Annotated in this window: 16 protein-coding genes and 3 tRNA genes; 9 read left to right on the top strand and 10 right to left on the bottom strand. The window is 60.8% G+C overall.

What is annotated here, in order from left to right; all coding sequences use genetic code 11:
- Positions 1-103: 103 nt before the first annotated feature.
- Entirely contained in the window at positions 104-1,249 is a 1,146-nt protein-coding gene (locus tag HMPREF2749_RS06995) for an ADP-ribosylglycohydrolase family protein (protein WP_049349577.1), read from the bottom strand.
- A gap of 376 nt (positions 1,250-1,625) precedes the next feature.
- Between HMPREF2749_RS06995 and HMPREF2749_RS06990 the strand changes: the two genes are divergently transcribed.
- The 3 genes from HMPREF2749_RS06990 to HMPREF2749_RS06980 all read left to right on the top strand — a co-directional run bounded on the left by HMPREF2749_RS06990 (position 1,626) and on the right by HMPREF2749_RS06980 (position 7,764).
- Positions 1,626-2,831: an exonuclease SbcCD subunit D gene (locus tag HMPREF2749_RS06990; RefSeq protein ID WP_239663289.1), complete on the top strand. Its 1,206-nt coding sequence runs from the start codon at positions 1,626-1,628 to the stop codon at positions 2,829-2,831.
- Entirely contained in the window at positions 2,828-6,109 is a 3,282-nt protein-coding gene (locus tag HMPREF2749_RS06985) for an AAA family ATPase (RefSeq protein ID WP_070593908.1), read from the top strand. The genes HMPREF2749_RS06990 and HMPREF2749_RS06985 overlap by 4 nt, the downstream gene beginning before the upstream one ends.
- Positions 6,110-6,174: 65 nt before the next feature.
- Complete coding sequence (locus HMPREF2749_RS06980) at positions 6,175-7,764, top strand: MFS transporter (protein ID WP_239664264.1); 1,590 nt, start codon at positions 6,175-6,177, stop codon at positions 7,762-7,764.
- A 135-nt stretch (positions 7,765-7,899) separates the two neighbouring features.
- Here HMPREF2749_RS06980 and HMPREF2749_RS06975 read toward each other — a convergent pair whose 3' ends face one another.
- The 8 genes from HMPREF2749_RS06975 to bcp all read right to left on the bottom strand — a co-directional run bounded on the left by HMPREF2749_RS06975 (position 7,900) and on the right by bcp (position 17,389).
- Entirely contained in the window at positions 7,900-8,544 is a 645-nt protein-coding gene (locus HMPREF2749_RS06975) for an MBL fold metallo-hydrolase (RefSeq protein WP_049342156.1), read from the bottom strand.
- A 9-nt stretch (positions 8,545-8,553) separates the two neighbouring features.
- Positions 8,554-9,645: an S-(hydroxymethyl)mycothiol dehydrogenase gene (locus tag HMPREF2749_RS06970; protein ID WP_049342155.1), complete on the bottom strand. Its 1,092-nt coding sequence runs from the start codon at positions 9,643-9,645 to the stop codon at positions 8,554-8,556.
- Between the two features lie 184 nt (positions 9,646-9,829).
- Positions 9,830-10,849 carry an alpha/beta fold hydrolase gene (locus HMPREF2749_RS06965; protein WP_049342154.1) on the bottom strand — a complete coding sequence of 340 codons (1,020 nt, stop codon included), beginning with the start codon at positions 10,847-10,849 and terminating at the stop codon, positions 9,830-9,832.
- Between the two features lie 84 nt (positions 10,850-10,933).
- Positions 10,934-12,325, bottom strand: a complete 1,392-nt coding sequence (locus tag HMPREF2749_RS06960) for a YihY/virulence factor BrkB family protein (RefSeq protein WP_049342153.1) — start codon at positions 12,323-12,325, stop codon at positions 10,934-10,936.
- A 262-nt stretch (positions 12,326-12,587) separates the two neighbouring features.
- Positions 12,588-14,069: a malate:quinone oxidoreductase gene (locus tag HMPREF2749_RS06955; protein WP_070593906.1), complete on the bottom strand. Its 1,482-nt coding sequence runs from the start codon at positions 14,067-14,069 to the stop codon at positions 12,588-12,590.
- 210 nt (positions 14,070-14,279) lie between these two features.
- Positions 14,280-16,481 (bottom strand): ABC transporter substrate-binding protein, encoded by a 2,202-nt coding sequence (locus HMPREF2749_RS06950; protein ID WP_070593904.1) that lies wholly within the window; start codon positions 16,479-16,481, stop codon positions 14,280-14,282.
- Positions 16,482-16,630: 149 nt separating this feature from the next.
- Positions 16,631-16,712 (bottom strand) — tRNA-Leu (locus HMPREF2749_RS06945).
- Positions 16,713-16,912: 200 nt separating this feature from the next.
- Positions 16,913-17,389 carry a thioredoxin-dependent thiol peroxidase gene (gene bcp, locus HMPREF2749_RS06940; protein WP_005508643.1) on the bottom strand — a complete coding sequence of 159 codons (477 nt, stop codon included), beginning with the start codon at positions 17,387-17,389 and terminating at the stop codon, positions 16,913-16,915.
- A 219-nt stretch (positions 17,390-17,608) separates the two neighbouring features.
- Here bcp and HMPREF2749_RS06935 point away from each other — a divergent pair.
- Positions 17,609-17,681 (top strand) — tRNA-Lys (locus HMPREF2749_RS06935).
- A 706-nt stretch (positions 17,682-18,387) separates the two neighbouring features.
- On the opposite strand, the gene HMPREF2749_RS06930 is transcribed toward HMPREF2749_RS06935, so the two are convergent.
- Positions 18,388-18,927, bottom strand: coding sequence for a hypothetical protein (locus HMPREF2749_RS06930; protein ID WP_070593902.1), 540 nt, complete (start codon positions 18,925-18,927; stop codon positions 18,388-18,390).
- A 461-nt stretch (positions 18,928-19,388) separates the two neighbouring features.
- Between HMPREF2749_RS06930 and HMPREF2749_RS06925 the strand changes: the two genes are divergently transcribed.
- The 5 genes from HMPREF2749_RS06925 to metG all read left to right on the top strand — a co-directional run bounded on the left by HMPREF2749_RS06925 (position 19,389) and on the right by metG (position 25,412).
- Positions 19,389-21,191, top strand: coding sequence for an acetolactate synthase large subunit (locus HMPREF2749_RS06925; protein WP_049337896.1), 1,803 nt, complete (start codon positions 19,389-19,391; stop codon positions 21,189-21,191).
- Complete coding sequence (gene ilvN / locus HMPREF2749_RS06920) at positions 21,191-21,691, top strand: acetolactate synthase small subunit (protein ID WP_070593899.1); 501 nt, start codon at positions 21,191-21,193, stop codon at positions 21,689-21,691. Before HMPREF2749_RS06925 ends, ilvN begins: the two co-directional genes overlap by 1 nt.
- Positions 21,692-21,956: 265 nt before the next feature.
- Positions 21,957-22,985 carry a ketol-acid reductoisomerase gene (gene ilvC / locus HMPREF2749_RS06915; protein WP_070593897.1) on the top strand — a complete coding sequence of 343 codons (1,029 nt, stop codon included), beginning with the start codon at positions 21,957-21,959 and terminating at the stop codon, positions 22,983-22,985.
- A gap of 211 nt (positions 22,986-23,196) precedes the next feature.
- Positions 23,197-23,269: transfer RNA gene (locus tag HMPREF2749_RS06910), tRNA-Lys, on the top strand.
- A 598-nt stretch (positions 23,270-23,867) separates the two neighbouring features.
- Positions 23,868-25,412 carry a methionine--tRNA ligase gene (metG, locus tag HMPREF2749_RS06905; RefSeq protein ID WP_070593895.1) on the top strand — a complete coding sequence of 515 codons (1,545 nt, stop codon included), beginning with the start codon at positions 23,868-23,870 and terminating at the stop codon, positions 25,410-25,412.
- Positions 25,413-25,503: the final 91 nt, after the last annotated feature.

Below are 25,503 nucleotides of genomic sequence, written 5' to 3'. Positions count from 1 at the left end.
TGCTCGCGGGGGAGTGCCCCCTCTGCGGCGCCCCAATAAGTAAATGAGCCAGCCGCCTTGAGGATGGGGCCTCCGCTACGCATCGCCGCTGCGCCGGGTACTGCTACAGTCCCAGCTGGCGCAGATAGCGTTCCGCCACCGCCTCCACCTGATCCAAACCGCGCACACGCCCCAGCGCCTCTGACCAAGCATCAGCCTCATCGCCACCCACCGGGAAACCAGCCGCCGCCCACAACGCCGCCGTCATCGCACCCACCGAATCCGAATCCGAATCCACCGACACCGCACGGCACAACCCCTCAAACAGGGCACCACGCACCGTCGCATCATCAGCATCAGCCGGCAGACTCTTCACAGCATCCGCCGCGCACCAGAGAGCCACACCCAACAGCTCAGGCGCCGTCCAACCCGTACCAAAATGCTCCGCCACAGCCTCCGGCACCGGCACCGTACCGCCCTCCAGCAGCTCGACGGCACGACTCAGCGCCGCCGCCGTACGCGAAGCATCACCCGGAATCGAATCATCCGCCGCCACCGAACCACACCACGACAGCACACGCCGCGCCGCCTCTAACAATGCATCAAACGAGCCAGACTGGGACGCCAACAAATCACGAACCAACAACGCATACGCCGCCGCCGAAGCCAACGCCTCCGGATGCCCATGTGTCAACGCCGCCGCACGCACCGCCAACAAAACCACCGTACGCTCCTGCGCCACCGGCAAAACACCCAACGCCGCCGAACGCACCAACGCACCACTACCCAAAGCATCAGGATTCAACGACTTTGACACCAACTGCATCTCACCCGAACCCAACGCCCGCAACGTCGCCGCACCCGGACCACGACGAGCCGTCAACTCCGAAGACCCATCAATCTCACGATCCAACGAAAACGGCGCAGACTCCGGCAGAACCTCACCAATACCGCGGAACCACCGCAAATACGCCAACCACAAACACGCCAACTCATCCGCCGCCGCGCCCTCATTATTCCACTCCAAAACCTCAGTCAAAGCGTCCAGCGTGAAACACGTCAGCTGCGTATCATCACTGACCAGCAGCTCACCAAACGCCGAATCCCACGGCTTAGGGGCACTCTCCGCAATCTGCTCAGCCGACAACAACTCCAACGGATAACCCAGCGCATCACCCAACGCAGACGCACGCAACAAACTGCGCACCCTGCCCGCAAACTCAGCCGAAACCTCAGGTGCACGTGTGAACTCAACAGAAGAAAAACTCATAGGGCGATTATCCCATGTGCGTTCAGGATGCGCGGGGGATGTATCGGGCGGCTTCGTGCTCATGCTTGCGGGAGGGGAGATGTAGCAGGCGGCTTCGTGCTCATGCTCGCGGGGGAGTGCCCCCTCTTCAGCGCCTGGGGGCGCTTCGAGGACGGAGCCCCCGCTCCGCATGAGCACTTTCGCCGAGGATGGTTAGCTACTCGTCCTCACCGGGAATAGAGGGAGACTTAGACAGAAACGGCTTTGCACTCACGCTCGCGGGGGAGTGCCCCCTCTGCGGCGCTGGGGCGCCTTGAGGACGGAGCCCCCGCTCCGCATGAGCACCTACGCAGTGGTGGGTTCCGACCCCTGAATGACGAACTGCGAGGCGCAAAACATGACGCAGTGCCATACTGAAACCATGAAGATTCTGCACACCTCCGACTGGCACCTCGGCCGCACCTTCCACCGCAGCCCCCTCACCCGCGAACACCAGCAGTTCATCGACGAACTGCTCGAATACGTGCACGCCGAAGGCATCGATACTCTCCTCATCAGCGGCGACGTCTACGACAGCACCATCCCCACCGCCGAAAGCACCACCCTGCTCGACCAAGCACTCACCCGCCTCATGCGCGCCGGCGTGCGAGTCATCCTCAGCTCCGGCAACCACGACTCCTTCCGCCGCCTCAGCTACGGCGCCGCCTTCTTCGAAGCCTCCGGCGTGCACCTGCGCACCAGCCTCGAAGACGCTACCCGCCCCGTCGAACTCACCGACGGCACCTTGCGCGTACACGTCTACGCCATCCCCTACCTCGCGCCGCGCCTTCACGCCACCGCCCTCGGCGTTGACCCCACCCACCAGGCGGTCCTCGGCGCCGTCACCAACGCCATCCGCGCCGACGCCGCAGAACGACGCGCCCGCGGCGAAGGTGCCGACCGCATCATCGTCATGAGCCACGCAACCGTCAGCGACACCACCGGCAGCGCAGACACCACACCCCGCAGCGACTCCGAACGCGACATCAGCGTCGGCGGTATCGACTGGGTACCCGCCTCCCTCTTCGACGGCTTCGACTACGTAGCCCTCGGCCACATCCACAAGCGCTACCCCGTCACCCACACCATCCGCTACAGCGGCTCCCCGCTCGGCTTCTCATTCAGCGAAGAACACAACCGCAACGGCGCCTACCTCATCGAACTCAACCCCGGCGAAGAACCCACCATCAGCAGCCACGAATGGGCAACCCGTGTACACATGAAAACCCTGCGCGGCACCATGGAGCAGCTACTCAACGCCCCAGAAAACAGCCCCTACGAGCAGGGCTACTACTGCCGCATCGAACTCACCGACGAAACCCTACCCGTCGGCGCCGTCGACCGCCTGCGCAGCCGCTACGAAACCATCTCCCACTTCAGCTACCGCAGCACCCAACCCGCCACCGACAAACCCACCGCCGCACCGCCCACCCGCGACGCCGACCCCGTCGAAACCTTCGACCAATTCCACCAATACGTACGCAACCGCCCCCTCACCAGCGAAGAACGCGACGTCATCACCACCCTCAGCGACCACATCAAAAGCCACAAGGACAACGCATGATCCTGCACAACCTCGAATTCGAAGCCTTCATGGCATACCCCAAGCGCCAAGAAATCAACTTCGACACCCTCAACAACGCCGGCGTATTCCTGCTCAACGGCCCCACCGGCGCTGGTAAAACCACCATCCTCGACGCCATCTGCTACGCCCTCTACGGCGAAACCAGCAGCGACCGCGAATCCGCCAAACTGCACTCTACCTATGCGGCACACAGCGGCACCAAACCGCGCGTACTACTCGACGTTACCCTCCACGGCAAGCGCCTGCGCATCGACCGCACCCCCGCCTACAACAAACCCATCACCCGCGGCGCTCGCAAAGGCCAGATGCGCGAAGAAAGCGCCAAAGCAACCCTCGCCGAACTCGCACCCGGCGCCGACCCCTCCGACGAAAAGGCATGGACGCCCATCTCCAGCAGCGTCGCCGAAGTCAACCGCACCATCGCCGAACGCACCCACCTGACCAAAGAACAATTCCTCAAGGTCGTACTGTTGCCGCAGGGTCAGTTCGCGCAATTCCTCAAGTCCAAGCCCAAAGAACGCAAAGAACTGCTCAAAAAGATGTTCCCTGTCGAACACTACGAGCAGCTCTTCGACGCGCTCCTTGAAGAATCGAAAAAGGCTCAGCAGGACGTCGCCCAGGACGAAAACACCCAGCGCGGCTACATTGAACGTGCCCGCGCAGAAATGCTCGCCCTGCAGGCGCTCCTGGATGCTGTAGATACGGATGTTGAGGGCACCGATACCGAGGGCTCTGCTGTTGAAGAGTTTGTGGAGGCGGGGGAGGATCCGGAAAACCTCACCGCTGAGAGTGTCACCGCCGAAACCCTCGACGCATGGGTCGCCGGCGGAGTAGAACGCGCCCGCGAAACCTCCGCACGCGAAAAGCAGGAGCAGCAGCGCCTCACCGACGAAGCCGACCGGAACACCCGCCTACTCGCCGAACGCGCCCAGCTACAGGCCGACTGGCGCGAATACGAGCAGCTCTGCGAGCGCCGCACCCGCCTGACTGAACGCGCCGACGAACACAAGGCGCAGCGTGAAGAGCTGGCGCAGGCGCGTGCCGCCGCGCCCCTGCACGCACAGTACGCGCAGGTCCATGCCGAATCGCAGGCGCTCGCCGCCCGCCAGCAGGAGCAGGCGGCCTGTGCATCCGCGCTGGAGGAGAACGGCAACGCTCTGCTTGCGGCACTGCGCGATGAGAACATTTCGCCGGAGACCACCTTCCCTGAGGAGACCACCTTCGCCGCACTCCCTTCCCTCGAGCCCGCCGAGCAGGAAATCCAGCTCGAGGCGCTCCTTGACACCCTGCGCGCCCTGCAGAAGAAGGACGCGCAGCTCGCCGACGAGGAAGCCGCCGCAGCCGCCCTGCTGAAGCAGGCTAACTCCCTCGAACAGGACAAGTCGCGTGCCGAAAAGACGATGAGCGACCTCACCGCCCAAGCCGAGCAGCTCGCCGAAGAACTCGCGGGATACAGCACCGCCGACGAGGAACGAACCCTCGCCGCGCACCTGGTCACCGAGGCGCAGCAGAAGCACGATGCAGCCCAGCAGATGCAGCAGAAGCTGGATGCCGCCTCCGCCGCGGTTGCTGCGGCCCAGAAGCAGAGCAAGCGCACCGCCACCGCCGAGCAGAAGGCACAGGAAAAGTGGCAGGCTTCGGCTCAGCAGGCGCTCGCCGCTACGGAGGAGTTCAAGAACCTGCAGGTGCTGCGCCTCGCCCAGGCGTCCTCCCTGCTGGCGCGCGAGCTCAAGGACGGTGAACCCTGCCCGGTCTGCGGCTCGGTCGAGCACCCCGCCCCCGCGCAGATTGCCGAGGGCGAGCAGCTGGTTGAGCGTGCCGACCTGGACGCCGCCAAGGAGCGTGAAGACAAGGCACACAAGCAGGCGCGTACCCACGAACTGGCTAAGGATCGGGCGACCAAGGCACATCAGGAAGCCTCCGAGGCGCTTGCCGTCGCCCGCACCCAGTACGAGACCCTGGTGGCTCAGGGCGAGTGCGATGTTGAGCAGACTGCCGCCCAGCTGCAGCAGGCGCAGACCCGCCTCGCGCAGGCTCAGTCGCGCGTGACCGCGCGTGACGGCGTGCTGGTGAAGGTTGAGCGGGTGCGTGCCGAGCAGCAGAAGGCTCAGGAGGCGCTACGCACCATCGAGAGCGCGGCGGTTGAGGCTCAGACTCGTCACCGTGATGCTGCGGCGCGCTGTGAGGCGGCTGCGGCTGAGTTGGCGCCTGCTCGTGCAGCGGTGGGTTTTGCGCAACGTGTTGAGGCTGTTGAGGGTTACCGTGCGGCGCATCAGCGTCTTGCTCGTGCGGTGTTGCTGTTGGGGCAGGCGCGTGAGCGTCATGCTTTGGCGGCTGCTGCGGCTGAGCGTTTGCTGGCTGAGTCTTCGTTTGAGAGCGCCGAGCTGGTTCATGCGGCGGTGCGTACCTCCGAGCGCGTCGACGCCCTGGAGCAGGCTGTTGCCGCGTACGAGCTGGAGCATGCCCGCCTCCTTGAGGGCTTTGGCCGTGAGGCGATTGTTGCGGTGGCGGCTCGTGCCGCCGCTGGTGAGCAGGCGCCGGATGATCTGCAGGGTGTGCGTGAGCGGGTTGAGCAGCTGCGTGCGGCGGCGCACCGGTTGACTCTTCGTGAGGGTGAGCGGGAGAGCATGCTGCGTTCTTTGCATGTGCTGCGTGGCGAGTATGCGGCGTTCCGTGCGAAGACGGCGCAGCGTTATGACCGTGCGCAGATGTTGGCGAACCTGGCGGCGGCTGCCCGCGGTGACACGCTGGGCGGCTATGAGCATCAGGTTGACCTGGTGAGTTACGTGCTGGGTGCCGAGTTTGAGCGGATTCTGCACTCGGCGTCACTGCACCTGGATCGCATGAGTGAGGGCCGCTACGGCATGGTGTTCAGCGATCACCGTGCGAAGGGTAGCCGTTCCGGCGGCGGCCTGAACCTGGAGATTACCGACACCTGGACGGGCGAGCCGCGTGAGGCGTCGTCGCTGTCCGGTGGTGAGTCGTTCTTGGCGTCGCTGTCGTTGGCGTTGGGTCTGGCTGAGGTTGTGCAGGCGAATAACGGCGGTATCGAGCTGGATACCCTGTTCATTGATGAGGGTTTTGGCACGTTGGACGCCGAAACCTTGGACATGGTGATGGGCACGATCGAATCTCTGCGTGATAGCGGCCGCACTATTGGCCTGATTTCGCATGTGGAGGAGATGAAGAACCGTATTCCCGCCCAGATTGTGGTTGAAAAGGGTCAGAACGGCTCGTCGGTGAGGGTAAACTCCTAGTAGGCATAAATTCGCTTCCGGGCTGCTATTGTGGCATGTCCGGCGGCTTATTCGTGAAAGAGATGATGACCTCGACACCTCAGGACAGGGACCCGAACTCAACGTATCGTGTGGAACCTTCGGCTGATGCGCGCGCTAACGCATCCGCGCCGGAGGTTCCTCCGCGCACCATGAAGGTGGCACCCGCCTCCGATTCGCCGGATAAGTCGTGTGCTTCGGGCACGGGTATTCCAACGGTTCCGGGTACGTCCTTGACGGATGTGGTGCGCAGTAACGACCACGTGTTGCAGGAGTTGCCGCCGCGACCGGTTCCTACTGCGGATGAGGTTAATACGAACGCCTCGGTGCCGGATATTTTGCGTCAGCATTGGGCGTTGTTCCTGCGTAACGGTAAGGAGCAGCGTTACCATCTGCGCGGTGTGCTCCGTGATGAGGGCTTTGCCCGTAATGTGTTGACGATTCTGTTCCATATTCCGGCGGCTTCTTCGGCGTTTGCGCTGTATATTCTGTTGGCGAGCCACCTGGGTAGTGTGCATGATGGCGGCTATGCGGTGGCGGCGTTTGCTGGCGCGTATTCGGTGCAGATTATGCTCGGCCCGATGCTGGTGCGTGCCCTGGGTTTGAGGGCGTTGCTGGCGATTACGTCGGTGCTGAATATTGCTGCGGTGCTGAATATGCTGGTCATTGGTTGGCGTTTGACGGTTGACCCGAATAACGTGAGTACGACATACCATGCGCTCTCTTGCGTGGCGATGGGTTTTACGACTCCGCCGTGGACGCCGTTTGCGTTGGAGTCGCTGTACCGCCGCAACTATAAGTACAGTGATGTTCGCTTGTCGACAGCTGTTTCTTGGGGGACGACGGCGAACCTGTCGATGTACCCGCTGGCTGCTCTGCTGGTGCGGCTGGGCGATGCGTACCTCACCCCGAATCATGAGTATGCGGGCTTCTGGATCACGATGATTCTGGATGCGCTACTGTTCATTGTGGTTCTGGCCGCGCCGATGTGGCTGCCGGATATTTCGCGTATTCGCATGTCTCCGCCGAAGAATCTGGTCCGTCCGAATAAGCAGACGGTGGTGTTGATTCTTGGTCTGGTGCTGCTGGGTGCGTGTATGGGCGCGGTCGGTTCGGGTCTGCTGGGCTTCTCGCTGATTCACGGTTCGATGAACCTGTTCATGGCGATGGTTGCGACCGGTACCGGCGCGATGGTGCTTGTGTCTTTCCCCGTGGTTTTGGGTGCCCGTTCGGTGAACCCGTGGCATGGTTGGTTGGTGAGCGGCGTTCTGCTGATTATGGGTGCCCTGTATTTGCCGGCGAGTGATGATACGTCCACGATTTTCTATGCGTTGGTGCTGTGTGGTGCGGTGCTGGGTGTGGCGTTTGGCGGTCATGAGCTGTGGCTGAACCGTTCGCTCAAGCATATTCCTGATGCGCAGGCGAGCTTCTTTACCCGCTCGATGCTGGGTATTGGTCTTGCGATGGGTAGTATGTGGGGCGGCTATATGGGTGACGCTCCGTATTACCGTAATGCGTTTATGGTCCCGGTGATTATTGCGACTCTGTATTTTGCGTTGGGTCATTTGTACGGCTACCTGTGGCGTGAGGAGCATGAGGAGCAGCTGGCTCCTTGGGATCAGCTGGAACGTAATTAGCGCATGTTTAAAAGGCGGATGCCCCGCCACCTTCTGCAGGTGGTGGGGCATCCGCCTTTTGTGTACCGTGCTCGGTTTGTGGTGAGCCTCGGCGTGAGAACCTCAGTGTGAGAGCCTCAGCGTGAGGCTACCGGTTTAGTGACCGCGCTTGATCCATGCCGGAAGCTCGGGCGCCTCCAGACCAATGCCGGTGCTGTCGCCGTGGCCGGTGAGGACCGCGGTGGACCCGGGCAGGGTCAGCAGGCGGGTCGAGATCGACTCGATGATGGTGTCGAAGTCGCTGTAGGAGCGTCCGGTTGCGCCGGGGCCGCCGTTGAAGAGGGTGTCGCCGGAGAAGACGACGCCTTCGCTGTTCTCCCAGCTGAGGGTGGGTGCGTAGAAGCACACGGAGCCGGGGGAGTGGCCGGGGGTGGCGAGGACCTTCAGTTCGGTGTCGCCGATGCGCAGTACGTCGCCGTCAGCGAGTTCGTGATCGAAGTCCCAGGAGGGGTACACCATTTCCCAGAGCACACGGTCTGCGGGGTTCAGATAGACGGGGGCGCCGAAGCGTTCTGCCGCCTCCTTGGCGCTGCGGATGTGGTCGTCGTGGGCGTGGGTCAGCAGAATCTTCTCCACGGTGCGGCCTGCGACGGTGCGGGAGATCTTGTCAACGTCGTGGGCGGGGTCAATGATGATTACGGAGGAGTCATTGCCGATAACCCAGACGTTGTTGTCAACGTCCCAGCAACCGCCGTCCAGCGAGAAGGTGCCGGAGGTGACGACTCGTTCAATACGTTCCACGCTACGGTCCTAGAGTTCCACGACCGAGCGCAGCACGCGGCCGGTCTTCATGGTTTCGAATGCTTCGTTGACGTCTTCGAGGCGGATGCGCTCGGAGACGAAGCTGTCCAGGTCGAGGCGGCCGAGCAGGTACTGGTCCACGAACTCGGGGAAGTCGCGGGAGGGCAGGGTGTCGCCGTACCATGCGCTCTTGATGGAGCCGCCGCGGCCGAAGACCTCATCCAGCGGGATGTCCCAGGTGGCGCCGGGTGCGGGCACGCCGACGAGGACGACGCGGCCTGCCAGGTCGCGTGCCTCGAATGCCTGCTTGAAGGTGGGGGCGACGCCGACAGCGTCAATGACGAGGTCTGCACCGAAGCCGCCGGTGAGTTCCTTGATAGCCTCAACGGGGTCGACCTTGGAGGAGTTCACGGTGTGGGTTGCGCCGTGCTCGCGTGCGCGTGCCAGCTTCTCTTCGTCGACGTCGACGGCGATGATGGTGGTTGCGCCACCGAGCTGTGCGCCTGCGATTGCTGCGGTGCCGACGCCGCCGCAGCCGATGACTGCGACGGATTCGCCGCGCTTGAGTTCACCGGTGTTCAGCACAGCGCCCAGACCTGCGGTGACGCCGCAACCGAGCAGACCGATGGCTGCGTACTGTTCGGGGCTGATGTCAGCGGTGATCTTGGTGCACTGGCCGGCTGCGACGAGGGTCTTCTCCGCGAAGGAGCCGATACCCAGTGCGGGAGTGAGTTCGGTGCCGTCCTCGAGGGTCATCTTCTGGGTTGCGTTGTGGGTTGCGAAGCAGTACTGCGGCTGGCCCTTGCGGCATGCGCGGCATTCGCCGCAGACTGCACGCCAGTTGAGGATGACCAGGTCGCCGGGGGCGATGTCGGTGACGTCATCGCCGACAGCCTCGACGATACCTGCGGACTCGTGGCCGAGCAGGTAGGGGAAGTCCTGGCCGACGCCGCCGGTGACGTAGTGGTGGTCGGTCTGGCAGACGCCGCAGGTGAGGACCTTGACGAGTGCTTCGCCCTTGCCGGGGTCGGGTACGTTGATGGTGGTGACGGTGACGGGTGCGTCCTGGGCGAGGGCTACGACAGCCTTAACCTTGTGCATGGTGCTCCTTTGCTGAGGCACGGTTGAGGTTCAACCGCAGATAAAGGTTTTTTGATACGTTCCCATTCTAAGAGCTAAGGCATACCTGATGCACCCCGGGGCTGAGCGTGAAGCCCCCAGGTGAATGTGACGTTTTATGACGTTGTAACTCAACCCGCCCGGAACCCGCGTAGCCTGCGGCTACTTACTCTGCCGCCTCCACCTCTGCCGCAAAGGCGAGCGCACCGCGTCGGAACGCGCCCGAGGTCAGTGCGTTCACGTGGTCGCGGCCGGCCAGGGAGATGAAGCGGTTAAGCGGATTGTTGCCGCGCACCATGTCGTAGAGTTCCGCTCCGTCGGCGGCGATGGTGTCCGAGTCACCGAGTACCACCGCGATGGGTGCGTGCGGATGCGCGCCCGGGTGGCCCGCCGGCAAATCCGGGGATCCGGCACGCAGGGCGGGCACGTCGAAGAACGGGCCGAAGGGAATCCTCACGAACTTCAGCAGCGCGTCGGGTTGAATGGGGGAGTTGTCAATAATCGAGGTGAAGGAGGCAATCGCCTCGTCGGTGGAGTCTGCCGCCGGGGTTTCTGCACTCGCGGAGGCGCTGGTTCCCTCGTGCGCTTCGAGCATGGCGCGCAGGGTAATGAGGTGGTCGTGTAGGGGCAGGCCGCCCAGGGTGAGGGATGCGACTGCCTCCGGGTGGGTGAGGGCGAGTTCCCAGCCGACGCGGGCGCCGAAGGAGAAGCCAATAACGTGCGCGCGGGGCTCCAGTTCAACGCCGAGGTCGTTCTCGGTGGCGACGGTGCGCAGCAGCTGGGCGAGCAGGTTGGTGAACAGGTGCATGGGGGTCAGCGGCTGACCTGCCGCATCGACAGGGGGCACCGAATCGAACGGAATTGTGCGGCTGCGCACGCTCGTGTTGTCGGGGAGTTTGCAGTCGACGGCGTGCATGGATTCGGGGTCTTTGAGGTATTCGTCTGAGTGGTAGGGCAGGGTAACAATCAGCACGGGGTATCCGGCGCGCAGGTATTGGCGGATCCAGCTGGTGCCGCCGTAGAGCTGTTCGCCGCGGGTGGCGAAGCCGTGAAGCATGAGGGCGGGGACGCGGCTTTTGAGCTGCTGCGGCTGGTAGAGGGTGTACTCGAGGTCGGGCAGGGTAGTGCCTGGTACAACAGCATTGGGTACGGCAAAGGGCGCGGGAGAGAATTCTGCACTGGTCATAGTTCTATCTTAGTGACCAGCGCAGGGTTTCTGTCCTGCGCCCTTTGAAAGGTTGAGGCGGTACGCGCTCAGCTGAGCTACCGCTTAGTTCTTCTTGGCCGCACCGGTTGAGTTATCGGTGCCCAGGTCGAAGAGCGCCTCCTGCTGAGGTTCAGCCTTTGCGCTCGCTTCTGCCTTCGCCGCGGTTGCCTCAGAAGCCTGAGCCTCGGCGGTATCAGCCTTCGCCTGCTTCTTCTGCAACTGTTCCTTGCCGTTGTCGAGTCGTTCCTTGCCGTCGGCAATGAACGTGCGAATCATGGTGGTGTTAGTGTCCACCGCCTTCTGCACGCGATCCGCAATGGAGGGGCCCTTCGGCTTGGGGAGCATGCCCTGGCCTGCCGCCTGCTGCTGCAATTCGCGTCCGGCGGACATGAGGCGTTCCTGGCGTGCCTTCAGTGCACGCGATGCGGAGGTGCTGCGCGGCTGCACCTTCAGGTGGCCGTGGTCGTCATCGCCAGCGATAATCTGGCGCATGAGCATGATTTCGGCGTCCAGATGCGCGCCGAAGAGAAGCATATTGTTCATGATCCAGATGAACAGCAGCATCACAATCACACCACCGATCAGGCCGTAGGTGGCGTTGTACTTGCTGAAGTTGTTGGCGTAGAGGGTGAAGCCGAAACCGCCCAGGCCCATGCCGAAGAGGGCGAGCGCCGCACCGGGGGAGAGTTTCCACTGTTTGAAGCGGCGCACGTTCGGGGTGGCGGCGTAGAGTAGAGTGATCAGGGCGATTGCCATGAACAGAATCAGCACCCAGCGGCCGTTCAGCCAGATGAGCTTGATGAGCTCCATGTCGACGGTCGCGGGCACGTACTGACCGACCATGTCCAGGACGGTTACACCCAGCAGCATCATGAGCATCATGAGTACCACGAGGATGATAATCACGGCGGTGACGAAGACGTTCAGCGGCTTGAGAATCCAGCCGGGGCGGCCTTCACGCACGTTGTAGACCGTGTTGAGAGCTCGGCCGAAGGATCCGGTGTACCCGGAGGCGGACCAGAGCGCACTGAGGATACCGGTCAACAGCACCAGGCCTGCGCCATGGTCGCCGGTAATCTGCTTGATGGGGTCTTCCATAATGGCGTACATCTGGGCGGGCGCGTTGTCCTTGAGGAAGGCGAGGATGACGGCGGCGCTTTCCTCACCGTGACCGAATACGCCTAGCAGGGAGACGATCGCCAGCAGGGCGGGGAAGATGGACAGCACGGTGAAGTAGGTGAGTGCTGCCGCCATGTCGGTGCCGCCGTTTGCGCCGAATTTGTAGATGGCACGGCGCAGAATGTAGAGGATGCTGCCCTTGGGGAAGTCGCGCAGCTTGACGCTGACGTACTTGGGGTCAGCGGGCTTCTTCTTACGGGAGAAGAGACCGCGTCGAGCTCCGGCGGGTACCTGGGTTGAGGAGGTGTCCGTGGAAGAGCCGGTGTGTGCAGCCAATGGGGCTCCTTGAATGAGTGGGGTGTACACAGTGGTGCGCCTATGAGCTTCAGCGTGTGGGCGCACAGAAGGGGCGAGGAGAACAATGAGCTGTCCTTCCCGCCCCTGCGGTGACATTATAGGGTTTTCTAACCCTCCCGCATTTTTCTGCGAGTGCAGATAGCTGACCTGTCGGTCAGTTAGAGAGGGTAACCGCCCCGAAAAGCCTCAAAAAAGGCTTGTCAGCTAGGGTATAAAGCTACCTGCTGAGCCTAACTGAAAACTAGTTGTGAATACCCAGAACCTTAGCGGTGTGAGCCATCAGCTCATCAGCCAGGTCGTGGTTATCGTTGAGCTTCACGCCGTAACCGGGGATGAGCTCCTTCAGGCGAGGCTCCCAACCGGCAATCTTGGAGGGGAAGCACTTAGCCAGCAGGTTCAGCATAATCGGAGCCGCGGTGGAAGCACCGGGGGATGCACCCAGCAGAGCCGCGATGGAGCCGTCCGCTGCGGAGACAACCTCGGTACCGAACTGCAGGATACCGCCCTTCTTTGCGTCCTTCTTCATAATCTGGACGCGCTGGCCAGCCTCGATGAGCTCCCACTCGCCGCCAACAGCCTCGGGGTAGTACTGGTACAGCGACTCCAGGCGTGCGTTCTTGTCCTTGACCAGCTCGGAGAGCAGGTACTTGACCAGGGAGAGGTTGTCGATGCCTGCGCGGGTCATCGGGTAGATGTTGTGCGGGCGCAGGGACAGCGGCAGGTCCAGCAGGGAGCCCTGCTTCAGGAAGTTGGTCTTGAAGCCAGCGTAGGGGCCGAACATGAGGGCGCGCTTGCCGTCCACGTAGCGGGTGTCCAGGTGCGGCACGGACATGGGAGGTGCGCCCACCGAAGCCTGACCGTACACCTTAGCGTTGTGCTGGTTTGCGGTTGCCTCGTGGGTGTTGCGCAGGAACAGGCCGGAGACGGGGAAGCCGCCGTAGCCCTTACCCTCTTCAATGCCGGACTTCTGCAGCAGGTGCAGAGCGCCACCGCCGGCACCCAGGAAGACGAACTTCGCGTTGATGGTCAGCGGCTCTTCCTTGTTGATGCGGTTGATAGCGTCAATGGTCCAGGAGCCGTTGGACTCGCGGTTCAGGTTGGTGACCTGGTAGCCGTAGCGAACCTCAACGCCCTTGGTCTGCAGGTGGTCAATCATCTGCTGGGTGAGGGCGCCGAAGTCAACGTCGGTACCTTCGGGGGACCAGGTCGCAGCAATGGGGTCGTTACCCTTGCGACCGTTGACGGTCAGCGGAGCCCACTCAGCGATCTTGCCGCGGTCGGTGGAGAATTCCATGCGCTCGAAGAGCTTCTCCTTGCGGAAGGAGTCGTAGCGTGCTGCCAGGTACTTGGAGTGGTCCTCACCGAAGACCAGGGACATGTGGGGGACCGGGTTAATGAAGTCTGCGTTGCCCAGAATCTTCTCTTCAACCAGGGATGCCCAGAACTGGCGGGAAATCTGGAACTGCTCGTTAATGTTCAGCGCCTTAGCTGCCGAGACGGTGCCGTCGGGGCCAGCGGGTGCGTAGTTGAGTTCGCACAGTGCCGAGTGGCCGGTACCTGCGTTATTCCAGGGGTTGGAGGATTCCTGAGCGGCCTTGTCGAGGCGTTCGAGCAGGACGATGTTCCAGGTCGGTTCGAGTTCCTTGAGGAACACGCCGAGGGTGGCGCTCATGATGCCGCCGCCGACCAGGACGACGTCGGTTCGTTCAGTACGTGCTACCACTGAATTCTCCCTTAGGGGTGCGGGTGCCCGGCCTGGGCACAGTGAATGTGGGGTACATCATCTAGCCTACTCCTTTTAGTGGGGGAGGCATAGCTAGAATCAGCAAATAACAGGAGAGTGTTGCAGTTCACACGTTAGCTTCCCCGGAGGGTAGAAACCCTCCAGGGCACGCCAAACACACACGCAACGCAACACTCAAACCTGAACTGCCTACAACTTACGCAGCTTACCGAACAGCTCAATCGCATTCTGCTCCGTCTGATAGCCCTGAACCTCACGGCTCACCGCCACCTTCGACGTCACATTCAGCAACGGAACCGCCGGCATGAACTGACCCAGCTGAGACACAACCTTCGCATACAACTCGCGCTGCGAATCCACCGAATCGGCAGAATCCGCGGTACGAATCGCCTCCAAAATCTCCGTAAAACGAGGCGACGGCGCAACCGCCACAGCAGTAGGCTGCGGCGAAGGCGACGCCGACGGGCTCGGCGAAGCAGAAGCCGAAGCCTCCTCCTCAGGCGTCAACGGGTCCGGCGAATAACTCGGCTGCGGGCTCGGAGTCGCAGAAATCCGCACATTCGAATTCGCACCACCCGACGACGGCACATCAGAACTCTTCTTCGTCAAACCAGTCGTCATATCCGACGGCGCATTCGCAATCAACGAACGCACCTGATGCTCAGCAATCAGCGGCGCCAACACCGGGCCAAAGAATGCGTACGGGTCACGGTACATGCCGTAGAAACCGGCCAGCGTAATACCGCGTTCAGAAGAAACCTCGCGGCTCTTCGGCAGATACTCAGCCCACGGCAGAGGCACCGGCTTAATATTCAAACCCACCTCAATCAGCGAAGCCACCATCTCCGAATACACCTTCTGAGGAGTATCCATCCACGGCAGAGAAACGTCAGCAGGGTAGTAGCACTCAATCACCTGATTGTCGTACCCAGCCGTCGCCAGCAGCGAGCGCGCCATATCCTGATTGCGGTCCGTGTAATCCTTCGCGTCATCAGCCTTAATGCGGAACGACGGCGAAATCAGCGTCTGCGCATCCGAGGTGCCCTGCGGGTAATACTGACGCAGCGCGCCACGATCCACCGCATGCGAAATAGCGCGACGCACCGAAATATTCTTCAACACCGGATGCGCCGTATTCAGGCTCAAATACACCAGCGAGAACGGGTCACGGCCCGGCGTCTGATAACCATCACGCGCCAACTGACCCAGATCAGAAGAATTCACCTGATCACACGCATCAATATGACCCTCCATCAGCGCAAAATAACGCTTATCCGACGACGTGAGGGTCGAAATCTGAATCTCATCCAGCTCAGGTGCCTGACCGTCAAAATGAGTATTCTTCAGCAGACGCACCGTGCCGTCCTTGAAAGAATCCACAAGGAACGCACCCGTACCCACCGGGTTGCCCGTCAGCTTCTGATCAGCACCAAAAAGCGAAGGATCAATAATGCCGAACGCCTGCTGCGTCAAGATACGCGGGAACGCCAACGAAGGACGCGACAGCGTCACCACCACAGAGTTATCCTTCGCCACCACCGACGAAACCAGCGGCAAGAACGACTGCACCGCAGACGACTGAGCATCCGCCTTCTTGCTGGTCTTCTTATCATCCGGCTGAGTAGCAGCATGAGCGCTCGCAGAAGCCGATGCAGAAGCAGACGCGCTCGGGGTCGCAGCCTCAGAAGCAGTAGCAGACGGGGAGGCGCTCGCAGAAGCACTCGCAGAAGCAGACGGGGAAGCACTTGCTGACGGAGTCGTCGCACCCGACGGAGACGCCTGAACAGGCGCAGGCTCCACCGCCGAAGGATCAATAGAACCCGGCTTCGGCACACCAAAACCCCACGCAAACAAAGGCTGAGCAGGCACCGCATGAGCTGCAGTACCCTCACCCGTAGCCAACGCCTGCCACCTCTGGAAATTCTGCACCACAGCATCCGCAGTCAACGCAGAACCGTTACTAAAATGCGCCTCACGCAACACAAACGTATGCACCAAACGGTCATCAGAAACCGTCCACGCACTACACAAAGAATCCTGAACCTCAGGATCACCCGTGTAATGATTCGCCACCAACAACGTCTGCAAAACCTGCGCCGTCACCTGATACGTACTCGCCACAGGAAACAACGCCGGATCCAAACCCAACGGCGCCGCACCCTGCGCAAAACGGAACACACGACGCGCATCAGCAGACGACGCACTCGCCGAAGACCCAGCAGACGAACCAGCAGAAGACTGACCAGAACACGCAGAAAGCGCCAAACCAGCACTAAAAAGTGCGCCAAAACGCAAAACGGCGCGTCGACTCAAGCCACTCGAGCCGACAGTGGCTCGAAGCAGCGCATCAGAATTGCCAACAGCTGACGATGCATAAGGCTGATGCTGCACGGGAGGGTCCTCTCTTCCGTCGCGGATGCTTATCTCTCAGGATAACGGTTCAACACCCAACCGGGCGAGACACACCCACCCCGGTAAGGCACATACAAGAAAACCCGCCGCCACGAAAACCGTGACGGCGGGCCCAATGTAAATGTGTGTGCGCGAGGGGGGACTTGAACCCCCACGCCATAAGGCACAGGAACCTAAATCCTGCGTGTCTGCCAATTTCACCACTCGCGCGCAGTGTCACCCCACATCCGAAGATGCATGCGTCTGAGGCAACAAGAAATTAGTGTACACCAGGAACCAAGGTTCTCCAAGCCTTAAAAGAAGCGCCCATAGGGCAAAAAGCCCGCAAACACGCCGAACAACAGCCCCCACACGGAGGTGCTACACAGCGCCGCCGCCCCTCGCGCTACCCGAGCACAGAAAACACGACCCTACTTCGGGTCAATACCCAAATCACGACGCAGCTTCGCCACATGACCCGTCGCACGCACATTGTACTGAGCCACAGAAATAACACCCTGCTCATCAATCACAAACGTCGAACGAATCAGGCCCTCATACACCTTGCCGTAATTCTTCTTCTCACCCCACGCACCATACGCCTCAGCCACCGCATGATCAGCATCAGACAGCAGCGGGAACGTCAACGACTCCTTCTCTACAAAACGCGCAATAGCCGCCGGCGAGTCCGGAGAAACACCCAACACCACGTAACCCAACGACTTCAACGACGCCAAATTATCGCGGAAATCGCACGCCTCCTTAGTACAACCCGGAGTCGACGCCTTCGGATAAAAATACAAAATCACCTTACTGCCCGCATAATCACTCAGACTGTGCTCCTTACCCGACGCATCAGCAAGGGTAAAAGCAGGTGCCGGGGTGCCCGGCTCAAGACGAACGCTCATCAATAACTCCTCAAAACATCAATAGAGATCAGCAGGGGAGCGGCGGATGCGCCCCATGCAGTACCAAGGGCGGACGCGCCCCATGCAATACACACAGTCTAGTGTCCCACACACCCCACCCAAACAATGTGTCCAGGCTCACTCCAAATCAACTTGCGCACACCACAAAAACTCGCGTATAGTATTTTTCTGTTGCAAGGGAAACCTTGAAACAGGCAAGCGCCTCTAGCTCAATTGGCAGAGCAATTGACTCTTAATCAATGGGTTCTGGGTTCGAGTCCCAGGGGGCGCACTTCAAAGAAAATCCCGCTGATTCTTAGGAATCGGCGGGATTTTTGCGTTCCCTGAATAAATACAGTTTTTGGGCTTGAGGAGCTTGTATCCGGCTTTGTCTCTGATGATGCGCGCCGCATGTTTCCTCCGCGCCTACGCAGGGGCACCCGTCACCCGGACGCTCCGCCCCTCCTTGCTTCGCTGCGGAGAGCGTCCGTGTGACACCCTGAGGGCGCATCCGGAAAACGCGGCGCGCTACCGATGTGCCGCCCCGCTCCTCTTTACGTCCTGTGGTTCAGTAGTTCGCGAAATCTCGCCGGTCCGTTGGGTTAGGCGGTGGTTCAGTATGTGCGCCCCGTGCCTAGCGAACTGGAGTGGGGGGAGGCTGTCGCGGTTTAGTGTGTTACGTGATGGCTGGTGTTTTGCGTGTGGGGCGGGGAGGGTTGTCGCGGTTTAGTGTTTTGCCTGGTGGTTGGGTGTTTTGCGTGTGGGGCGGGGAGGGCTGTCGCCTTTTAGTGTGTTGCGTGGTGGTTAGCCTGGTGCGCGCAGAGGCGCCGGTGCCGTCCGTAGCGACATCAGGGTGCCCGAAGCGCAGCGAGGGCGGGTGCCCCTGTAGGAGCGAGGAGGCGCACCGCCCCTCAAGCGGCCAACATAGCTGGGTTCGGTACGCGAAAGCCCGCCGCAACCCAAAAGTCGCAGCGGGCAATCATTTCGAAAAGTCTCTATTACAGGACCGGCCAAATCCGCGTCACAAACTCACGGAAATCCTCCACATCCTTACCCTGCTCCAACAGGCCAGTACCAAGGTGAGTCGCAACCTCAGCATTATCCTCAAACGACAAATAAAACGAGCTGCCATTCACCGACTCAAGCGTCACCGCATCATCACCCACACGATACGCATGCAGAGCATTCGTATTATCAATCGTCGTAGCCGTACCCGCAGGCGTCAACGCCGGCAAATTCACCGGAGCAATAATCACCTCATCAGGCGCATCCTGATAACCCACAATGAAATGCTGCTGATCAGGAGACTGATGCAACGCCAAATCAGGATTACGGTAAACCGCACGGCCCGTCGCATACACCAAATTGTATGCACCGTAATTAATAATCTGCTCGTCAAAAACCGGGTGCAGAACCCGAATGAGTTCCTCACCCGTCAAAAACTCGCTACTCTCAACAGAGTTACGGGGGTCGATAACCTCTGCGTACTTACTTGCTTCGGTCAGCTCATCAGCGACCGTGATAATCGGTTCGGTCATAGCATCAGTCTACCGGGGCAACCAACGAAGGTCACGAGTATTCGCACATATTACGCGCCATGACGTCCAAAAATGCGAGTTTTTCTCACCTGTTCAAATGAACACGTGGGAATGTGTAAACAAGTGCAATGTGTCCACATCATGAAAGAAAGTATCCGACCTGCGCCTTTATGAACAAAAACGGGTGTGTTGCCCGATAGAGATTTGACTCACCCCCTCTTGGGGCGCACCATAGAAGGGTGAAGACAGCAATGTTCCAGCGAATTCTAAACCTTGTCGACGTCGCCTAGGGCGAGTGGCAGGGTCTATTCACTGCGACTGAGCGCCCCTACCGCTACCACCAACAGCGAGGGGCATTTTTTATAGCTTGGTACCCCCGGGCATAGGATGCGTGAGGATCACACAAACCCCACGCAGAACATTGAGTACAACGAAGAACCATTAAGACACGAGGCATTTCCATGACTATGGGATTTTCCACTTCTGATGACGCGGCAAACGCTCCCGCAGAACGCATGACCGGTTCTCAGGCAATCGTCCGCACCCTCGAAGACCTGGGTGTGACTGACGTATTCGGCCTGCCTGGTGGAGCCATTCTGCCGACCTATGACCCCCTGTACGATTCCAAGAAGGTCCGCCACATCCTGGTCCGCCACGAGCAGGGTGCAGGCCACGCCGCTCAGGGCTACGCAGTGTCCAGCGGCAAGACCGGCGTGTGCATTGCAACCTCCGGCCCCGGCGCAACCAACCTGCTGACCGCAATCGCAGACGCAAACATGGACTCCATCCCCCTGGTTGCAATCACCGGCCAGGTGTCCACTAAGCTGCTGGGCTCTGACGCATTCCAGGAAGCTGACATCGTCGGCATGGCAATGCCCATCTCCAAGCACTCCTTCATGATCACCGACCCGCAGGACATCCCCCGCGCGCTCGCAGCAGCATTCCACATTGCATCCACCGGCCGCCCCGGCCCCGTGCTCGTGGACGTCACCAAGGACGCACAGGTCGGCATGATGGAATACCGCGGCATTCCTGAGGACCTGGAGCTGCGCGGTTACACCCCCGTCACCCGCGGCCACTCCAAGCAGATTCACGAAGCTGCAAAGTTCATCACCGAATCCAAGCGCCCCGTCTTCTACGTCGGCGGTGGTCTGGTCCGCGCAGGTGCTTCCGAAGAGTTCCACAAGCTGGCTAAGCTCATCGGCGCACCCGTCGTCACCACCCTGAACGCTATCGGTGCATTCCCCGACTCTGACCCCCAGAACCTCGGCATGCCCGGCATGCACGGCACCGTCCCCGCCGTCGCCGCAATGCAGAAGTCTGACCTGCTGATTACCCTCGGCGCACGCTTCGACGACCGCGTCACCGGTAAGCTCGACTCCTTCGCACCCGAGGCTAAGGTCATCCACATTGACGTTGACCCGGCAGAAATCTCGAAGATCCGCTTCGCAGACGTGCCGATCGTCGGCGACCTCAAGTACGTGCTGCCCGAGCTGACCGACCTGCTCTCCACCGAGTTCGCAGACCAGCTGCCGAACCTCACCGAATGGTGGAACGAGCTGAACGTCATCCGCAAGGATTACCCGCTCGGCTACGAGAAGCCCAACGATGGCCTCGGCTCGCCCGAATACGTCCTCGAGCGCATCAGCGCTCTCACCGGCCCCGACGCATACTACGTCACCGGCGTTGGCCAGCACCAGATGTGGGGTGCACACTACATCCAGCAGGAGAGCCCCCGTCACTTCATCAGCTCTGCAGGCCTCGGCACCATGGGCTACGGCGTTCCTGCCGGCATGGGTGCAAAGGTTGCACACCCCGACTCCACCGTGTGGATCATCGACGGTGACGGCTGCTTCCAGATGACCAACCAGGAACTGGTCACCTGCGCACAGAACAACATCCCCGTCAAGGTTGCCATCATCAACAACTCCTCCCTCGGCATGGTGCGCCAGTGGCAGACTCTGTTCTACAACGAGCGCTACTCCAACACCGACCTGAAGGACGGCCACGGCACCGTACGCATCCCCGACTTCGTCAAGCTCGGCGAAGCATACGGCTGCGCAACCTTCCGCTGCGAACGCGACGAAGACGTGGACGCAACCATCAAGGCTGCCCTCGAAATCAACGACCGCCCCGTGGTCATTGACTTCACCGTCAGCCCCCACGCCCTGGTCTGGCCCATGGTCCCGGCAGGCGTTTCTAATGACAAGATTTGGATTGCGAAGAACACTTCGCCCGAGTTCGATCGTGAGGGAGAGAACTAATGTCTCAGCACACTCTGTCCGTTCTGGTAGAAGATAAGCCGGGCGTTCTCACCCGCGTCTCCGGTCTGTTCTCCCGCCGACTGTTCAACATCCTCTCCCTGGCTGTGGGCCCCACCGAAAACCCCGGTGTTTCCCGCATCACCGTCGTGACCGAGGGTGACGCCCACACCATCGAGCAGATCACCAAGCAGCTGAACAAGCTTGTTCACGTGCTGAAGGTCGTCGAGCTTCCCGCCGACTCCTCCACCCAGCGCGACCACATCCTGATCAAGGTCAAGGCAGACCCCGTAGTCCGCCTGCAGATCGTTCAGGCAGCTGACCTGTTCCGCGCATCCGTGATCGACGTTTCCCCCGAGTCCCTTGTCATCGAGGCAACCGGCTCCCAGGAGAAGCTCAACGCACTGCTGGATGTTCTGGAGCCTTACGGTGTTCGTGAAATTGTTCGCGCAGGCACCATCGGCCTGGCACGTGGCCCGCGCGCTATGAGCGAGCGCATCTAGCACAAAATACCTGACGCTACATTCCCGTAGCAGTTCTCCCGCCCGCACAACCGAAACACACGTATTCGCAGTGCGGGCGGGGGAGCGCCAGATATGGTAAACCCCGGTACAGTAAACCCCTGTACCCCCGACCATGCAGGGCACAAATACTTCCAGCCAAAATCTGAGAAGTGCTCTCGTAAACCCGCACCCCAAAAGCTATCAAGTAGAATAGTCAATGTTGAGCCCAGCCTGGGCCGCATACCAAACTTACTGAGGAGAAGAAATGGCAGCAACCATTTTCTACAACGACGACGCAGACCTCTCCCTGATCCAGGGCCGCACCGTAGCAGTTATCGGTTACGGCTCCCAGGGCCACGCACACGCACTGAACCTGCGTGACTCCGGCGTGAAGGTCATCGTCGGTCTGTCCGAGGGCTCCAAGTCCCGTGCTAAGGCTGAGGCAGAAGGCCTGCGCGTTGCAACCGTTGCAGAAGCAGCAGCAGAAGCAGACGTCATCATGATCCTGACCCCGGACCAGGTCCAGGCAAAGGTCTACGCAGAGAGCATCGAGCCGAACCTCAAGCCCGGCAACGCACTGTTCTTCGCACACGGCTTCAACATCCGCTTCGGCTACATCACCGCACCCGAGGGTGTCGACGTGGCAATGGTCGCCCCCAAGGGCCCCGGCCACACCGTCCGCCGCGAATACGAAGCAGGCCGCGGCGTTCCCGCCCTGGTCGCAGTCGAGAAGGACGCATCCGGCGAAGCACTCGCACTGGCACTGTCCTACGCAAAGGCACTGGGTGCAACCCGCGCAGGCGTCATCAAGACCACCTTTACCGAAGAGACCGAGTCCGACCTGTTCGGCGAGCAGGCAGTCCTCTGTGGCGCCACCTCCCAGCTCGTCCAGTACGGCTTCGAGGTCCTGACCGAGGCTGGCTACCAGCCCGAAATCGCATACTTCGAGGTGCTGCACGAGCTCAAGCTCATCGTTGACCTGATGATCGAGGGCGGCATCGCTAAGCAGCGTTGGTCCATCTCCGACACCGCAGAGTACGGCGACTACGTCTCCGGCCCCCGCGTGATCTCCCCCGAGGTCAAGGAAAACATGAAGGCTGTCCTGGCAGACATCCAGAACGGCAACTTCGCAAAGCGCTTCATGGAAGACCAGGCTGCAGGCGCACCCGAGTTCAAGGCACTGCGCGCAAAGGGCGAGGCACACCCCATCGAGGCAACCGGCCGCAAGCTGCGCGAGCTGTTCTCCTGGAACACTGCAGACGACGACTACACCGAAGGTTCCGTCGCTCGCTAAACGGTAGCTCAGCAATAGCTTTCTAAGAATCCGGCGTTCCACCTCTCATCCCGCACAGGGGAGGAGGTGGGCGCCGGATTCTTGCTGTTTCAAGCTGAACAACAACACTCAACAAATATGTGATGCATTTCATGCTCACTTGAGTTGCGGGTGTCTATAAAATGCCGTATAGTATTTACTTGTTGCAGGGGAAACCCTGAAAAATAAATAAGCGCCTCTAGCTCAATTGGCAGAGCAATTGACTCTTAATCAATGGGTTCTGGGTTCGAGTCCCAGGGGGCGCACTTCAAAGAAAATCCCGCTGATTCTTAGGAATCGGCGGGATTTTTGCGTTCCCCTTGAAAAGCAGTCTTCATGGGTTGAGGAATCGGTGTTCGTCCTCGTTCCTACAGGGGACCTGTCCTCGCAGAGCTCGGACACCCTGATGTCACTACGGACGACACCGATTCCTCAGATGGTTTCTGCGGGTTCGGCAGGGGCACGTTATCCCGCCGGGGTTGCGGTAGCTGCGCGGTGGTTTGGGTGTGCGCCCCGTGCCTAGCGAACTGGGGCGGGGGAGGACTGTCGCCTTTTAGCCTGTTGCTTGGTGGTTGGTGTTTTGCGTGTGGGGCGGGGGAGGGCTGTCGCGGTTTAGCGTGTTGCTTGGTGGCTGGAAGTTTAGGCTGGTGCGCCGTGTTTTCCGGAAGCGCCCTCAGGGTGTCACACGGACGCTCTCCGCAGCGAAGCAAGGAGGGGCGGAGCGTCCGGGTGACGGGTGCCCCTGCGTAGGCGCGGAGGAAACATGCGGCGTGGCAGCCTGTTACCTGGTGGCTTGGTGCTTATCGCGTATCAGAGTGTAACCCCGGTGAGAGTCGCGCCTAAGACTGCGGTAAACTGAAAGTTATGACTGCAACTCCGTTCTACATCACCACCGCCATCTCCTACCCCAATGGCAACCCGCACATCGGCCACGCCTACGAAACCATCGCAGCCGACGTGCTAGCCCGCTTCAAGCGCCTCGACGGCTTCGACGTGCGCTTCATGACCGGCACCGACGAGCACGGCCAGAAGATGCAGACCACCGCCGAGAAGCTCGGTAAGACCGCCAAAGAACTCGCCGACGAGAACTCCGCACGCTTCAAAGCAATGAACGACGCGCTGAACATCAGCTACGACCGCTTCATCCGCACCACCGACCCCGACCACTACGTCGCATCCCAGGCAATCTGGAAGCGCATGGAAGAAAACGGCGACATCTACCTCGACAAGTACGCCGGCTGGTACTCCGTCCGCGACGAAGCCTACTACGCCGAAGACGAAACCGAAGTCCGCGACGGCCAGCGCTACGCCATCGCAACCGGCACCGAAGTCGAATGGACCGAAGAAGAATCCTACTTCTTCCGCCTCTCCAAGTACGGTGACAAGCTCCTCGAACTCTACGCCAACGAAGGCTTCGTCTACCCCGAATCCCGCCGCAACGAACTGATTTCCTTCGTCAAGGGCGGCCTGAACGACCTGTCCATCTCCCGCACCACCTTCGATTGGGGTGTGCCCGTACCCGGCAACGACAAGCACGTCATGTACGTGTGGGTCGACGCGCTGACCAACTACCTGACCGGCCTCGGCTACCCCGACACCGACAACGAACTGTTCGTCAAGTACTGGCCCGCCGACCTGCACCTCATCGGTAAGGACATCACCCGATTCCACTCCATCTACTGGCCCGCATTCCTGTGGTCCGCCGGAATCGAACTGCCCAAGCGCGTCTTCGGCCACGGCTTCCTGCTCGTCAACGGCGAAAAGATGTCCAAGTCCGTCGGTAACGTCGTCGACCCCGCAAACCTCGTCGACGCATTCGGCCTGGACGCGGTCCGCTTCTTCCTCATGCGTGAAGTGTCCTTCGGCCAGGATGGCTCCTACTCCGAAGAGTCCATCATCAACCGCATCAACTCCGACCTGGCCAACAACCTCGGCAACCTCGCCCAGCGTTCCCTGTCCATGGTCGCCAAGAACTGCGGCGGAGCTGTGCCTGAGCACGGCGAATTCACCGAAGCCGACCGCCAGATCCTCGACCAGGCGGCAGCCCTCTACGAGCCCGTCCGTGCAGACTTCGACGAGCAGGCATTCCACCGCGCTTTGGAACGCATCTGGACCGTCCTCGCAGACGCCAACGCCTACTTCGCAGAGCAGGAACCCTGGACCCTGCGCAAGAACGGCGAACTCGACCGCATGAACACCGTGCTGTACGTGACCCTCGAGGTCGTGCGCCAGGTCGCCCTGCTGCTGCAGCCCGTCATGCCCGACGCAACCGCCAAGCTGCTGACCCTGCTCGGCGTACCCGAAGGCGACGCACGCCAGTTCGCAGCCCTCGGCACCGCACTCGTGCCCGGCACCGAACTGCCCGCACCCGCACCGGTGTTCCCCCGCTACGAAGCGCCCAAGGCATAACAGCTGCTTCTGCAATAGCGAATAGCGTATGAAAGCCCCCGGCTTCCTGCCCCCCAGATGTGAACTGCGCCCCGAAACTTGGACGCATTAA

Origin of the sequence: Rothia sp. HMSC075F09 (assembly GCF_001810515.1) — a bacterium.
GTDB lineage: Bacteria > Actinomycetota > Actinomycetes > Actinomycetales > Micrococcaceae > Rothia.
This window is presented reverse-complemented; position numbering and strand designations above follow the sequence as displayed.

What these genes read in the sequence shown, in the direction of transcription:
- HMPREF2749_RS06995 (WP_049349577.1), bottom strand. Translation starts at nt 1,249, where the DNA reads ATGAGTTTTTCTTCTGTTGAGTTCACACGTGCACCTGAGGTTTCGGCT.
- HMPREF2749_RS06990 (WP_239663289.1), top strand. Translation starts at nt 1,626, where the DNA reads ATGACGCAGTGCCATACTGAAACCATGAAGATTCTGCACACCTCCGAC.
- HMPREF2749_RS06985 (WP_070593908.1), top strand. Translation starts at nt 2,828, where the DNA reads ATGATCCTGCACAACCTCGAATTCGAAGCCTTCATGGCATACCCCAAG.
- HMPREF2749_RS06980 (WP_239664264.1), top strand. Translation starts at nt 6,175, where the DNA reads ATGACCTCGACACCTCAGGACAGGGACCCGAACTCAACGTATCGTGTG.
- HMPREF2749_RS06970 (WP_049342155.1), bottom strand. Translation starts at nt 9,645, where the DNA reads ATGCACAAGGTTAAGGCTGTCGTAGCCCTCGCCCAGGACGCACCCGTC.
- HMPREF2749_RS06965 (WP_049342154.1), bottom strand. Translation starts at nt 10,849, where the DNA reads ATGACCAGTGCAGAATTCTCTCCCGCGCCCTTTGCCGTACCCAATGCT.
- bcp (WP_005508643.1), bottom strand. Translation starts at nt 17,389, where the DNA reads ATGAGCGTTCGTCTTGAGCCGGGCACCCCGGCACCTGCTTTTACCCTT.
- HMPREF2749_RS06930 (WP_070593902.1), bottom strand. Translation starts at nt 18,927, where the DNA reads ATGACCGAACCGATTATCACGGTCGCTGATGAGCTGACCGAAGCAAGT.
- HMPREF2749_RS06925 (WP_049337896.1), top strand. Translation starts at nt 19,389, where the DNA reads ATGACTATGGGATTTTCCACTTCTGATGACGCGGCAAACGCTCCCGCA.
- ilvN (WP_070593899.1), top strand. Translation starts at nt 21,191, where the DNA reads ATGTCTCAGCACACTCTGTCCGTTCTGGTAGAAGATAAGCCGGGCGTT.
- ilvC (WP_070593897.1), top strand. Translation starts at nt 21,957, where the DNA reads ATGGCAGCAACCATTTTCTACAACGACGACGCAGACCTCTCCCTGATC.
- metG (WP_070593895.1), top strand. Translation starts at nt 23,868, where the DNA reads ATGACTGCAACTCCGTTCTACATCACCACCGCCATCTCCTACCCCAAT.